The organism is Enterococcus sp. JM9B, assembly GCF_009933265.1.
Lineage (GTDB): Bacteria > Bacillota > Bacilli > Lactobacillales > Enterococcaceae > Enterococcus_C > Enterococcus_C songbeiensis.
Map to the genome: position 1 here is coordinate 1 of NZ_MAEK01000020.1, position 12876 is coordinate 12876.

The 12876-nt window shown below is 36.2% G+C and carries 11 protein-coding genes and 1 pseudogene; 10 read left to right on the forward strand and 2 right to left on the reverse strand.

What is annotated here, in order from left to right; genetic code table 11:
• A pseudogene (locus tag BAU16_RS05870) lies at positions 1-364 on the forward strand (iron-containing alcohol dehydrogenase); the annotation flags it as partial.
• 203 nt (positions 365-567) lie between these two features.
• On the opposite strand, the gene BAU16_RS05875 reads toward BAU16_RS05870, so the two are convergent.
• On the reverse strand, positions 568-1482 hold the full coding sequence (locus BAU16_RS05875) for an ArsR/SmtB family transcription factor (protein ID WP_161526714.1): 915 nt from the start codon (positions 1480-1482) through the stop codon (positions 568-570).
• A gap of 244 nt (positions 1483-1726) precedes the next feature.
• Here BAU16_RS05875 and BAU16_RS05880 point away from each other — a divergent pair, with 244 nt between their 5' ends.
• The 7 genes from BAU16_RS05880 to BAU16_RS05910 all read left to right on the forward strand — a co-directional run bounded on the left by BAU16_RS05880 (position 1727) and on the right by BAU16_RS05910 (position 9793).
• The gene (locus tag BAU16_RS05880; RefSeq protein WP_161526715.1) at positions 1727-3007 is read left to right on the forward strand and encodes an extracellular solute-binding protein; all 1281 of its coding nucleotides are present in this window, start codon (positions 1727-1729) and stop codon (positions 3005-3007) included.
• Positions 3008-3233: 226 nt separating this feature from the next.
• Positions 3234-4148 carry a carbohydrate ABC transporter permease gene (locus BAU16_RS05885; RefSeq protein WP_048603713.1) on the forward strand — a complete coding sequence of 305 codons (915 nt, stop codon included), beginning with the start codon at positions 3234-3236 and terminating at the stop codon, positions 4146-4148.
• A 16-nt stretch (positions 4149-4164) separates the two neighbouring features.
• The gene (locus BAU16_RS05890) at positions 4165-5007 is read left to right on the forward strand and encodes a carbohydrate ABC transporter permease (protein WP_237579216.1); all 843 of its coding nucleotides are present in this window, start codon (positions 4165-4167) and stop codon (positions 5005-5007) included.
• A gap of 8 nt (positions 5008-5015) precedes the next feature.
• Positions 5016-5447, forward strand: coding sequence for a hypothetical protein (locus tag BAU16_RS05895; protein ID WP_161526716.1), 432 nt, complete (start codon positions 5016-5018; stop codon positions 5445-5447).
• 218 nt (positions 5448-5665) lie between these two features.
• The gene (locus tag BAU16_RS05900; RefSeq protein ID WP_161526717.1) at positions 5666-7471 is read left to right on the forward strand and encodes a glycoside hydrolase family 2 protein; all 1806 of its coding nucleotides are present in this window, start codon (positions 5666-5668) and stop codon (positions 7469-7471) included.
• Positions 7472-7562: 91 nt separating this feature from the next.
• A complete protein-coding gene (locus BAU16_RS05905; RefSeq protein ID WP_137605803.1) occupies positions 7563-9332 on the forward strand; it encodes a glycoside hydrolase family 2 protein in 1770 nt (589 codons plus the stop codon).
• A gap of 254 nt (positions 9333-9586) precedes the next feature.
• Positions 9587-9793 (forward strand): hypothetical protein, encoded by a 207-nt coding sequence (locus BAU16_RS05910; RefSeq protein WP_161526718.1) that lies wholly within the window; start codon positions 9587-9589, stop codon positions 9791-9793.
• Positions 9794-10233: 440 nt separating this feature from the next.
• Here BAU16_RS05910 and BAU16_RS05915 read toward each other — a convergent pair whose 3' ends face one another.
• Positions 10234-10668, reverse strand: a complete 435-nt coding sequence (locus tag BAU16_RS05915; protein ID WP_048603609.1) for a PTS sugar transporter subunit IIA — start codon at positions 10666-10668, stop codon at positions 10234-10236.
• A 233-nt stretch (positions 10669-10901) separates the two neighbouring features.
• Between BAU16_RS05915 and BAU16_RS05920 the strand changes: the two genes are divergently transcribed.
• Together BAU16_RS05920 and BAU16_RS05925 are read left to right on the forward strand one after the other, a co-directional pair.
• Complete coding sequence (locus tag BAU16_RS05920) at positions 10902-11654, forward strand: GntR family transcriptional regulator (RefSeq protein ID WP_161526719.1); 753 nt, start codon at positions 10902-10904, stop codon at positions 11652-11654.
• Positions 11655-11660: 6 nt separating this feature from the next.
• Complete coding sequence (locus BAU16_RS05925; protein ID WP_048603607.1) at positions 11661-12848, forward strand: glycoside hydrolase family 88 protein; 1188 nt, start codon at positions 11661-11663, stop codon at positions 12846-12848.
• The last annotated feature ends 28 nt before the right edge of the window (positions 12849-12876 follow it).

Below are 12876 nucleotides of genomic sequence, written 5' to 3' on the forward strand. Positions count from 1 at the left end.
AATGGCGCATCCCTTGAGTGCATGGTATAACATCCCTCATGGAGTGGCTTGTGCTTCGTTATTGCCAACGATTATGAAATACAACAAAGAATTCACCGGTGAAAAATACCGGGATATCGCGGTGGCTTTAAAGGTTCCCAATGCCGCTACCCTTTCATTAGAAGAAGCTCGGGATGCTGCATGTGAAGCGATTGATCGCTTAAGTAAAGACGTAGGAATTCCCGCAACAATCTCAGAACTAGGCGTAAAAGCAGAAGACTTGCCACAGATTGCGGAAGATGCGTTTCGTGATGTGTGCACACCAGGAAATCCACGAGATACGACGGTAGCAGAGATTATTGCCTTGTACGAAAGTTTGATGTAATAAATAAAGATTCATACAATAGTAAATATTGTAAAGGAACCTGTAATCCTAACGCCAATTATAGAGCGACCTCCAAAAGTTAGATTTTTTTGTCTATTGTAGGTCGCTTCAATTTTATGGTATATCTAGAGGCTGCTGTTTTATGCACTAAAAAAGGTAGCTAAATATTGATATTCTCATTGAAGAAGTGAGGACAATGGAAACTATTCCTTATCTAAATAATAAGTGTTGATAATGATATCTTGGTTGTGATTTCCGAATCCCTTCCCAAAAAGAGTCATTCCACCTTTATTAGTTGCATCTGGTTCCACAGCTAAACGGAGTTTAATGAAGGGCTGCTTATTTAGCTCCAAGTCGTCAATTGTAATAGGAGAGTATGCTTCGCCATCAATACCAGTGTCAATTTTGTTAATTCGTATATGTTTTAATAAACCATATTGGCTAAAATTGTCATCCCACCATTTTGGCGTATAGCGTCCACGGGTATCAGAAAAATTACCGGGAACGGTATAGACGGCTACTAAAATGTCATTTACATAAATTGAAATATCACTAGGCCAAACATTATTGGATAGAGGAAATTCTGAAGCAATTTCAAAAATGATTTCTAGCATGTTGGGTTCTTCATATTCTGCCAACATGTTTGGAATTTTATATTCTACAAAGCCTTCATTGAACCACAATAAACCGGCATCCACCCGGCGAGCATCCATAAAGTATTTTGGATCATCTGCTTTACCAACCACTTCTTTTACTGTAGCCAGTCCACACGTAGGAATAACAGAAAAGTCTACAAAATGTCCTAATTTCAAATGAGTTTGATGTAATTGATAACCTAGGTATATTTTTTCTGGAAATGTAATGTGGATATCATCAATTTTCAAGAAAACCATTTTTTTGTTTCTGTTCGCACCTACTCCGCGTTCGGAATTAAGCAATCCGGCATCTTCCATCTGTTGAACGTGACGGGTGACAATTGCATTACTCATACCAAGGTATTCGGCAATTTCGCCAATACTTTTTTTTCTATTTCCGATAAAATTTAAAATTTTTAGGCGCGTCTCACTGGCTAAACATTCATAGACGGGCAAGGAATGAGGTTCTAAGTCTAGTTCCATGATAATTGCATCTCCTTTTAACTAAAAAGTAAAACGATTATATGTTTTCCTTATTATAGTACGCAACACATTTAACTGTAAAGTTGTTTTTGATAAACTTCTGTATAAAGCCGTTGACAGCGCTTGCAAATATTGCTAATTTATATATGTACTCAGATATATGAGCGAAAATATACTTATTGGTTAAATTGATAAAAAAGTTTTTTTGTATAATTTAACTAAAAAGTAAAATGGAGGGAAAGAAATGAACATCAAGAAATTAGCGGGAGCGGTATTGTTAACTGGTGCAAGTTTTGTGTTACTGACAGGTTGTGGTGGAGGAAGTTCAAGTTCTGGAGGATCTTCAAGCAACAGCAAAAATGAAATTACTTTTTGGAATCCGTTTGTTGGTGCTGATGGTGACAATATGAAAAAGATGATTGACGATTACAACAAAACCAATCCAGATTTCAAAGTTAAAAACGTCTCTCTTAAAGAATCTGACATGTACACTAAAATTCCTACGGTTGTGAACTCAGGCAAGAATATTCCTGATTTGAATATTGTTCATGCTGAACGTATCAAGCAGTACAAAGATAACGATATGTTGGAAACTTATGACAATATTTTGAAAGATTTTCCGGATATTAACGAGGATAATTACGTATCTGAAGCATGGAATTTAGGTGAAATTGATGGTGTTCGTTACAGCGTACCTTTAGATATCCATAGCTGGGGTGTTTATTACAACAAAGAATTATTGAATAAGTATCTACCAACGGCGCTAGATGACAATATTATTACTTTTGATGAAATTGAAGAAATTGGCGAGAAAGCAGAAGCAGATGGAGTACGGGGACTAGGAATCACTTGGGCAAAACCAAACTTCCTTTCGTTGTTCTTGCAAGAAGGTGGACAACTAACCGAAGATGGTACCACGCCAACATTAGATACGGATGCTACAAAGAAAGCAATGCAACGTTATGCTGATATGTATAAAGAAAAGTTGACGACGAGAGATGGAGAAGATCCTGCGCAGCTATTCCTAGCCGGTAAGATGGTGCTTTATCCAGAAGGGATTTGGATGCGTAATCAAGTAAAAGAAGCTAAGTTTGAGTGGGGATTAACAAACTCGCCACAATTAAGTGAAGATCTTTCAACTGCTATTAACTGGGCATCTTCTCACCAATTTGTAATGTTTAAGAATAAAGATCGCTCCGAAGAAAAGACAAAAGGTATCATGGAATTCTTAGAATGGGTACGGACAAACTCTTTAGAATGGGCGAAAGCGGGTCAAAACCCAGCAACCTTAGATCTGTTAGATAATAGTGAATATACAGATATGGAACAATCTTTCTTCTTGAGTACACCGGAAGAACAGGCAACCTTGAAAATCTTTGATTACAAATATAACGGATACGTGGCGGAATATCTAGATGCCCATGCACTAGACGTTGTATTTGGTAAAATGACAGTTGATGATTTTGCAGCAAATATGCAAAAAGAAGTAGCGGACAAAGTAGCCAAAGACAGCTCTGTAAAGTAAGACTGTTCAAGGAAACTTAGTCTGAGGTAGAAAACTCCAAACTATATCAAAATAGGGAATCTACAGTCTTAAAGGAGATTGATAAATAGATTGATATTTAGATAGTTTGGGGTATTTCTGTCTTTGAGAAACATACTATGTAGTAACTTCAGGATTTATCCTAGGCCATCCTACCGACTAGATTGGTCTCCGTACACATGAATGGAAAGGAAATAAAAACTATATGATGGCGACGAATAGTAATACGTCTATAGCTTCAAACACAGGGAAGCATGGACACAAAAAGCTGATACCTTGGTTATTTATTGCACCACATCTAATTATTTTTATCATTTTCTTTTTGATTCCGGTTATCTTCGGAATTTATGTATCGTTCACTGATTGGGATTTATTCGGTTCTCCAACTTTTATTGGACTGGATAACTATAAGGAATTGTTTTTTAATAAAGATTCCACTTTCTATGAACAGTTGCGTATTGGATTAGTAAACACGTTTAAGTTTGTTCTTTTCTCCGTACCGTTTTGTATTGCAGTTCCTTTACTTTTAGCGGCGGCTTTAAATACAAAACCAAAACTTGGGAAAATATTTCAATCAATTTTCTACATGCCCTCTTTATTTGCCATTTCGGCAGTTGTAATCATTTGGACATTAATTTTCAATGTTAACTATGGTCCAATTAACACCATGTTGAACTCCGATATTCCTTGGACCAGTACTCAACCCTATGCTTGGATGACGTTAGTCGTAATCACAGTATGGTGGACGATTGGAGGAAATATGGTCATCTATCAAGCAGCTTTGAATGGAATATCAAAAGACTTTTATGAAGCAGCAGATATTGACGGAGCCAGTTCTTTTCAAAAATTTATGAAAATCACTTTACCAGCCATCAAAGGGCAGATTCTTTATACCTTGGTGATGACTACTATTGCTCAGTTTAATATCTATGGACAACCTTTGATGCTGACAGGTGGTGGCCCAACCAACTCTACTCGTGTACTTTTGATGTATATCCAACAAAACGCTTTTGGTTCAGGTCAATCAATTGCTGGAATTGCATCGGCTATGGCAGTTATTTTAGGGATTTGTATTATGATTGTGTCGGCGATTCAGTTTAAATTGTTACGAAAAGAAGATTAGGAGGGAATTTAAGGTGATAAAACATAAAAAAATATCAGTTCCACGAATAGTGGCCTTTTTATTCTTGCTAGCCATGGCATGCATTTGGATTATACCATTAGCCTATGGAGTGCTGACTTCCTTTAAGTCAGAAATGGAATTAATGACATCTGGATTTAAAATTATGCCAATCGAATGGGTGTTGACAAATTATCAAGAACTGTTGATGAATAATACGAGTACCCCTTTGGTTCGTTGGTTTATGAATTCACTGGTCATCTCTGTTTCTCATACTGTGTTGGTATTGGTTGTTGTATCCCTATCTGCCTTTGCTTACAGTCGTTTGCAGTTTAAAGGGAAGAACGCTTTATTCTCATTTTTACTGGCCACTATGATGTTTCCAAGTGTGGTGAATTTGATTCCTTTGTATAAGATTGTTGATATTTTAGGTTGGGTCAACACTCCTCTTGCAATGATTGTACCTGGAGCAGCTGGCGTTTTTAATATTTTCTTGGTGAAACAATTTATGGATAACATCCCTAAAGACTTTGATGAGGCAGCTCAAATTGATGGTGCAAGTGAAGGAACGATTTTCTTTCGTATTATATTACCTCTAATTAAGCCAGTTTTACTTGTTGTTGCGTTGTTTGCTTTTACTGGTTCATGGAATGATTTTCTCTGGCCATCTATTGTTTTTAATGACATTGAAAAAATGCCGATAACCTCTGGCTTACAATTGCTACAGGGAATGTATGCTGCCAAACCTACTTTATTAATGGCTGGAGCTTTAATTGCTATCGTCCCAACCTTTATCCTGTATCTATTTGCACAGAAATACTTTTTACAATCTATGTCATTGTCTGCTGGTGTGAAAGGATGAGTTAGAAAATGAATCGAAAAGTAGAACGACGAATGATGACTGTTATGGGAATTTGGCAAATTATTGATGGCTTGGTGACTATTTTGTACTTTGGTTTTTATAAACTAGCTCCTCTCAGTGGCAAGATGGGAGCGCAAGTGAGTGAACAAGCAATACAATCTCTCAACAGTAGTATGTTCACATTAACCTGTACCTTTGGTTCACTATTAATCGGATTAGGAATCTTTAATTTGGTGACAGTAAAACGTTACTTAAAGGATGGTCAACGAGCTAAAAAATTTGGATTGCTCTTTTTGGGACAAGGATTGTTCTCCTATTTTGTTTTGGATATTCCTTCTATGCTAATAGGAATTGTGACAGGTGTTGTCTACTTTGCTAAAAATAAAGCGCTAAAACAAGCCGGTCTTATTAAGAAACAAGTCGGTCTTGAACAGGAATAATGCAAAATTTTTTTAAGGATGAGGGATTCAATAATTTTAAAAAATAAGCCGATGCAAGTGGTAGCTACTTTTTTTTATATAAAATAGTATGGAGAATAGACAGTGAAGCCACAAAAATGAGGCTAACAATTTGTAAGGAACGAATTCTTTTTCAGACGAGATAGGTGAAGGTTTCTTGTCTGTCATTGGGTTTGTAACTATGAAAGGAAGCAAAATAGATGAGAAATGAGTATCCACGTCCACAGTTTGTAAGAGAAGATTGGCTAAATTTAAATGGCCAGTGGGCGTTTACTTTTGACGATGAGAATGTAGGAAAGCAAGAAGGCTGGTTTTCTGACTCGAAAAAGTTTGTTCAAGAAATTCAGGTTCCTTTTGTTTACCAAACAAAGCTAAGTGGTATTAATAATCAGGAAATTCACGATATTGTTTGGTATCAAAAAGAGTTTAATTGGACAATAGAAAAGGACATCCGCTGTTTGTTGCACTTTGGAGCAGTGGATTACCAAGCAGAAGTCTACGTGAACGGTTGGTTAGCTGGCTCCCATGTTGGAGGACACACCCCTTTTACATTAGATATTACAGATTTGATAAAAGAATCTGGTAATCAGCTAACAGTACGTGTGGAAGATTTTCACGACAATGAAGAAATTCCTCGTGGAAAACAGTTTTGGAAACCAGAATCTGCAGGCATTTGGTATACCAGTACAACTGGTATCTGGCAGACCGTCTGGATAGAACCAGTGAGAAATTCGTACATTGAAACGGTGAAATTTACTCCAAATATTGATGAAGGAACTGTGGGAATAGATGTAAAGCTAAATCAGCCCACGACAAATTTGTTACTTAAATATCAGATCTTTTTTAAAGGAGAATTATTGACAGAAGATATTCTCAAAGGAATGGGGCAAGAAATTAAACGTAAAGTAGACATCTACAGTAACAAAATCTTCCGGAGCAATTTTCATGATAATGGATGGACTTGGTCCCCGGACAGTCCTAATTTATTTGACGTTCAATTGGTTTTGATGGATCAACAAGAAAATTTGTTAGATAAAGTAACTTCTTATTTTGGTATGCGAAAAGTCCACACAGAAAATGGAATGGTTTTTTTAAACAATCATCCGTTCTATCAAAAACTGGTGTTGGATCAAGGGTATTGGCCAGAAGGGCTGTTGACAGCTCCGACTGATGAAGATTTCAAAAAAGACATTCAATTGTCTAAGGATATGGGTTTTAATGGCTGTCGGAAGCATCAAAAAGTGGAGGATCCCCGTTTCTTATATTGGGCTGACCAAATGGGGTACATCGTTTGGGGGGAATGCGCTTCTACTGTGTCTTATTCCACTAGTGCTGTAGCTAATTTAACTAAAGAATGGCTTGAAATTGTAGAACGAGATTACAATCATCCTTCAATTTTGACTTGGGTACCGTTAAATGAAAGCTGGGGAATCCCAGAAGTTCACCATGATAAGCAGCAGCAGAACTTCTCGCAAGGTATTTATCATCTTCTTCACGCATTAGATCGTACACGTTTGGTAATTTCTAATGATGGTTGGGAAATGACTGATACGGACATCTGTGCTATCCACAATTATTCTCATGGGCAAAAAGCAGAAATTAAAAAATATCAACATTTCAAGGATACACTAGCTAATGTAGAGGGATTGATTCATATGCCTCCCGGTAAATGGTCAATATTTGCAGATGGTTTTGAATATCAAGGGCAGCCAATTCTTCTGACAGAATTTGGCGGTATCGGTTATAAAGTTGGCGGACAAGTTGGTTGGGGCTATACCACTGTTGAAAATGAAGAGCAATATTTAGAAGACTATAGTCGTATTATGGAGGCGATTTATGCTTCAAAAGCATTATGGGGTTATTGTTATACACAACTTACAGATGTAGAACAAGAGATCAACGGTTTGTTGACTTATGATCGTCAGCCTAAGGTCAATTTGGCACGAATAAAAGAAATCAATGATCAATATTTTCCAGAAAGAATAAATCTACGAGGACAATGGTAATGTGCAATTAGAACTATGTCATATAACATGATTGATAAAATAAATTAGTAATGAGAAAAATCAAAGAATCGATAGGGAGCGTACGACAAACATGATGGTAAAACGAAAACTTCATCCCCGTCCACAATTTATTCGAGAAAATTGGACTTCATTGGATGGACAATGGGACTTCAAGTTTGATGATAAGAATATTGGATTATTGGAACACTGGCAGAAGGGATTTTCTAAAGAGCAAACGATTATTGTTCCATTTACTTATGAAACGAAGGCTAGTGGAATTCATAAAGAAGAACAACACTCGGTGGTTTGGTATCAGAAAAATTTTAAGGTAGAACAAGCAGATAAACTGTTGACGCTGAACTTTGAAGGGGTGGATTACGAAACTACTGTATGGATAAATGGTCATTTGGTAGGGGCTCACCGTGGAGCTTATGAACGATTTTCATTTGATATTTCTCGCTGGGTTACAGCTGGTGAAAACTTAATTACCTTAAGGGCGGAAGATTCATTGGATTGTGAACAACCTAGAGGAAAGCAACGATGGAAAAAAGACAATTTTGGTTGCTGGTATGTACAAACTACTGGGATATGGAAATCTGTTTGGTTAGAAGAGCGTATGACGTCTGTTTCACTGGAGTTGGTGAAAATCACACCAGATTTAGATGCAGATCAAGTAGTCTTTCGGCCTAGAGTTCTTTCGCCTATAGACCTTGAAGAAAAATTAGTTTTTGAAGCAATAGTGACGTTTTCAGGAGAAGTCATTAATAGAATTCGAGGCAGTCTGAATCAAAATATGCAAGCATTTGCGCTTGATACTCGCCTTAGAGAAGATCCTTGTTGGGGAACCAAAGTTTGGTGGCCGAATGAACCAAATCTCTATGATGTTACCTTCCGACTTTATAATGAAAAAGGTAATCTATTAGATGAAATAAGCAGCTATTTCGGAATGCGTAAGATACATATTCAAAATGGGCAAGTTTTGCTGAATAATACTACCTTGTATCAACGATTAATTTTGGATCAAGGCTATTGGCCCGAATCTTCCATCACACCACCGTCAGTTGAAGCTTTGGAGGTAGATATTCACCGTATCAAAGAATTGGGTTATAATGGCTTGCGAAAACACCAAAAATTAGAAGATGAGCGTTTCTTGTATCTGTGTGATGTCATGGGTATGTTGGTATGGAGTGAAATGCCTTCCACGTATACTTTTAATGATATTGCTATGGAGAATTTTATTGCTGAGTGGCAGGCAATTGTGAAACAATACTACAACCATCCAAGCATTATCACATGGGTGCCGTTTAATGAATCATGGGGAATCAAAGATATTGCCCATAACAAAGAACAACAGGCTTTTACTGAAACCGTTTATCATCTGACGAAGGCCTACGATAAAGAACGTCCAGTGATTACCAATGACGGATGGGTCCACACAATTTCTGATATTTTAACTCTTCATGACTATGAAGAGTATGGAGAGGTGCTGGCTGCACGCTATGCGGACAAAGATGCCATAGTCAATAATGATATTCAATTCAATAAAGATTTTTACGCTTTTGCAGATGGCTATAACTATCAAGATCAACCAATCATTATTTCTGAATTTGGTGGGATTGCTTTCTCAACTTCAAAAAAAGAGGAATGGGGTTATGGTCATCAAGTGAAAAATGACGAGGAATTTATGGATCGTTTTGATAAAGTCCATCAAGCGGTGCAAGATTTACCTTATGTGGTCGGCTATTGTTATACTCAACTGACAGACGTAGAACAAGAAATAAACGGTCTGTTAGATGTCAATCGGAAACCTAAACTAGCAGTTCCCCAAATTGCAGCAATTAATGAACGTCGCCTAAAATAACGGATTGTTAGCAATGGGACTGAAATATAGATAGAGCCACTGACCTGTGTCGCTGGCTCTATTTGAAAAGAGGATTTTCATATTATTTGAAAAAATATCGGGAGATAATATGTGTTGAAGGGATTGTGATAGCTGATGGTATGGATATTTCCACAAAATATAGAAGCGATTTCTAAGATACTAGATATGGAATAGTCTAATAAGAAATTTTTAGCATCAATGTGAAGCAAATGAGTTCAGGATTTCTGATGGAAATGGGCTTAGGAAGTAAATGGCTAGATATCAAAAAAGATATTATGAATTTCAAAGTTTTGGTCACTATAATGATAAGGAATATAAAAGAGAAGGTGGAGGAAACTAAAGATGCGAATGTGGAGCTGATCTTTCGAGTTGTTTCAGAAGTGCTAGAAAATAATCATGATAGGGCAATAGTACTAAATATGCAACAAACCCTATATTGAAATCACATGGAATGATTTTTGGACCTGGGCATAATAGTATAGTTGTCACATCTGATACTGATAACCAACTATTTTGTGTATTTCACGCATTTATAGATTATGAAAAAGAGATGGGAATCGGCAAATTTATATCTACCAAAGGGCATTCGAGAACAATAGAATCCGAATAAAAAGTCTTTAGATAGCAGGGTAAAGTTTGGAACGATGGATAATTTCATGGTAAAAATATGAACATACAACCTTAAAATTAATTCAGTTAGCATTATAGGCTCATGGATTTTTACTTCTAGCTAACTTGTTCAATAACTAATATATGGAATTAACAACTAAATTTATAATTTTTGTAAGTAGAATCAAGTTTTTTGTTTTTTTTCATTTTTTATAAATAAAACTAACCTCCTAAGTACATCACTAAATCGTACTTAGGAGGTTAGTCGTATTTAAATGCCGTTTTCGTCGATTTCTGATTCTTCCTCATGATTTAACTGCATGTGAATGATTCCTTGCTTACCGGTTTCAACTAATTGAGGAATCAATTGTTCGGAACTTTCCTGAAAAATTCGGCTACCTAAAAATTCCAAAAGAATCGGTAAGTTAGTTCCAGCGATAACTTCAACATTTTTCATGTGCTGAGTGAGTAACATCGCAGTTTTAAATGGGGTTCCGCCTAACAAATCAGTAAAAACAATTACTTCTTTACAGTTTTCCACACACTTCTCAATACTTTTCTGTAGATTCTGTTCAAATAGTTTTGGGTCCATTTCAGCTTCGAATGGAATCAAATCTAAATTTTCCTGCGGTCCAGTTATCATCTGTGCGGCCCCAGATAGTCCTGGAGCAAAGCTACCATGTCCGGTTAAAATACATCCAATCATTGTATACCTCCAATTTTTATTCAATCTTAATAGTAAAACAATCTGAACTAATCGTCTATGCTTTTGTAAGTTAACACGCTAAGCTAATGAGCGTATTATTACTATAGACAAAATAAACCTAAAAGTAAATGGCTAAATTATACTATTTTTTCGAAATAAAGGGTTTACAAAAAGTTGTAAAGGGATTATTATCTAATCAGTAAGTTAACACGTTAAGTTGAGGGGAGTCAGTTATGTTACCAAAATATGAAATGATAAAAAATGATTTGATCGCAGCGATTGACTCAGGGAAGTTTCAGCCGGGAGAAAAGATTTTCTCAGAAGGCGAATTAAAAAAAATCTATCAAGTTAGTAGTACGACTGTTGTAAGAGCTCTACAAGACCTAGTGTTAAGTGGCTATCTTATTCGTAAACAAGGAGAAGGAACTTTTGTCAGAAAGAATTATCGTCATAAAAAGGTGTATTTTGATGAAGGCGGCCCTTTAGTTTCGAAGAAAAAACAAGAAGATAGTTTTTCAAATGTTGTGGAAAAAACTACTACTACTGTTAATACAAATATAAGAAATAAACGAATTGAACAGTATCTAATGGGTAGTGGCAAGGGATTAACTCAGGTGGTTCAGTTGGCGATGATTGATTCCTTTGTTTGGAAAATTCAAATTCGCTATGTTTTATCTGATCTGTTAAGTGATGAAGCGGTAGACAAGTTAAAAGAAGGTGGAAGTTTATCTAAAGAACTAAAGCTTGAGTACAACTTAACTACATTACCAATGAAAGCTGATATCAAGTTTAAATTACTTGCTCAAACAGCAGAAGTAATTCAGATGATTGATAGAGAAATACAAGAAGTAAATTGGCCAATAAATTTACCAGTCGTAACAATTGATCGTGTTTCATTCGATGATAACGGAAAACCAATCGAATTTTCCAACACAATCATTCATCATAATTACTATTCGATAGAAATTGAATCTGAAGGGATGTAACAAAGAATGACAGCAATTAGCAAGGAGAAATTGATTAATAGTCAGCGTTTTTTTAACAACGGATTATTAACAAAAGAAAAAGTGGAAGGAGCAATTCAAGAAGCTTTAGAAAAAATTGATCGTAATATGAATAAATTGGGAGAACGATTCCCAACGCCAGCTACAAAAAATAATACTTATGAACCAATTGATAATATAGAATGGACTACAGGTTTTTGGACAGGAATGCTTTGGTTGGCCTATGAATACTCTAAAGATGAGAAATATCGTAAATTAGCGGAAAAGCAAGTAGTCAGCTTTCATCATCGTATTAAAGAAAATATTGAAGTAGAACATCATGATTTAGGCTTTTTGTATTCACTCTCTTGTGTTAGCGCCTACAAAATCACCGGAATGGAATTGGCAAAAGAAGCGGCGTTAATGGCAGCCGATAAATTAATTACTCGGTACCAAGCAAAGGGTGGGTTCATCCAAGCTTGGGGAGAATTAGGAGCAAAAGATAACTATCGCTTGATCGTTGATTGTTTACTGAATATTCCTTTACTTTATTGGGCGAGTGAAGTTACTGGGGATGAAAAGTATAACAAAATTGCTGATAATCACTATAAAGCAACGATCGATTACGCCATACGGGAAGATGCTTCAGCTTATCACACCTTTTATTTTGATCCTGAAACCGGCAAGCCATTAATGGGAAAAACGCGCCAAGGTTATTCGGATGATTCTAGTTGGGCTCGAGGCCAAAGCTGGTTGATTTATGGTATCGGCTTAAACTACTTTTACCATAAAAAAGAATCTGATATTTCGGTATATGAAGCTGTAACAAATTACTTTTTAAATAGATTACCAAAGGATTTTATTTGCTACTGGGATTTAATTTTTGATGAAACATCTCAGCAATCACGTGATTCTTCAGCAGCTGCAATTGCCGTTTGTGGCATGAATTTAATGAATCAATTTTTACCAGAAACAAATGAGTATAAGTTGACCTACACTTACGCACAACACAGCATGTTGGCAAGTCTGATTGAAAACTATACAGAGTCTAATGGAAATGGAATCCTACCATTGATTAATCATGGTGTTTACTCATGGCATTCTGGAAAAGGAGTGGATGAAGGAAATATTTGGGGAGATTACTATTATTTAGAAGCGCTGGTTCGATTCTACAAAGATTGGGAAATGTATTGGTAACAAGAAAAAATAAATTTTTAAGGAGAGC

Excerpts from the sequence above, each read along its gene's own strand:
- BAU16_RS05885 (WP_048603713.1), top strand. The coding sequence starts at position 3,234 with ATGGCGACGAATAGTAATACGTCTATAGCTTCAAACACAGGGAAGCAT.
- BAU16_RS05925 (WP_048603607.1), top strand. The coding sequence starts at position 11,661 with ATGACAGCAATTAGCAAGGAGAAATTGATTAATAGTCAGCGTTTTTTT.
- BAU16_RS05900 (WP_161526717.1), top strand. The coding sequence starts at position 5,666 with ATGAGAAATGAGTATCCACGTCCACAGTTTGTAAGAGAAGATTGGCTA.
- BAU16_RS05880 (WP_161526715.1), top strand. The coding sequence starts at position 1,727 with ATGAACATCAAGAAATTAGCGGGAGCGGTATTGTTAACTGGTGCAAGT.
- BAU16_RS05895 (WP_161526716.1), top strand. The coding sequence starts at position 5,016 with ATGAATCGAAAAGTAGAACGACGAATGATGACTGTTATGGGAATTTGG.
- BAU16_RS05910 (WP_161526718.1), top strand. The coding sequence starts at position 9,587 with ATGGGCTTAGGAAGTAAATGGCTAGATATCAAAAAAGATATTATGAAT.
- BAU16_RS05905 (WP_137605803.1), top strand. The coding sequence starts at position 7,563 with ATGATGGTAAAACGAAAACTTCATCCCCGTCCACAATTTATTCGAGAA.
- BAU16_RS05875 (WP_161526714.1), bottom strand. The coding sequence starts at position 1,482 with ATGGAACTAGACTTAGAACCTCATTCCTTGCCCGTCTATGAATGTTTA.
- BAU16_RS05920 (WP_161526719.1), top strand. The coding sequence starts at position 10,902 with ATGTTACCAAAATATGAAATGATAAAAAATGATTTGATCGCAGCGATT.
- BAU16_RS05915 (WP_048603609.1), bottom strand. The coding sequence starts at position 10,668 with ATGATTGGATGTATTTTAACCGGACATGGTAGCTTTGCTCCAGGACTA.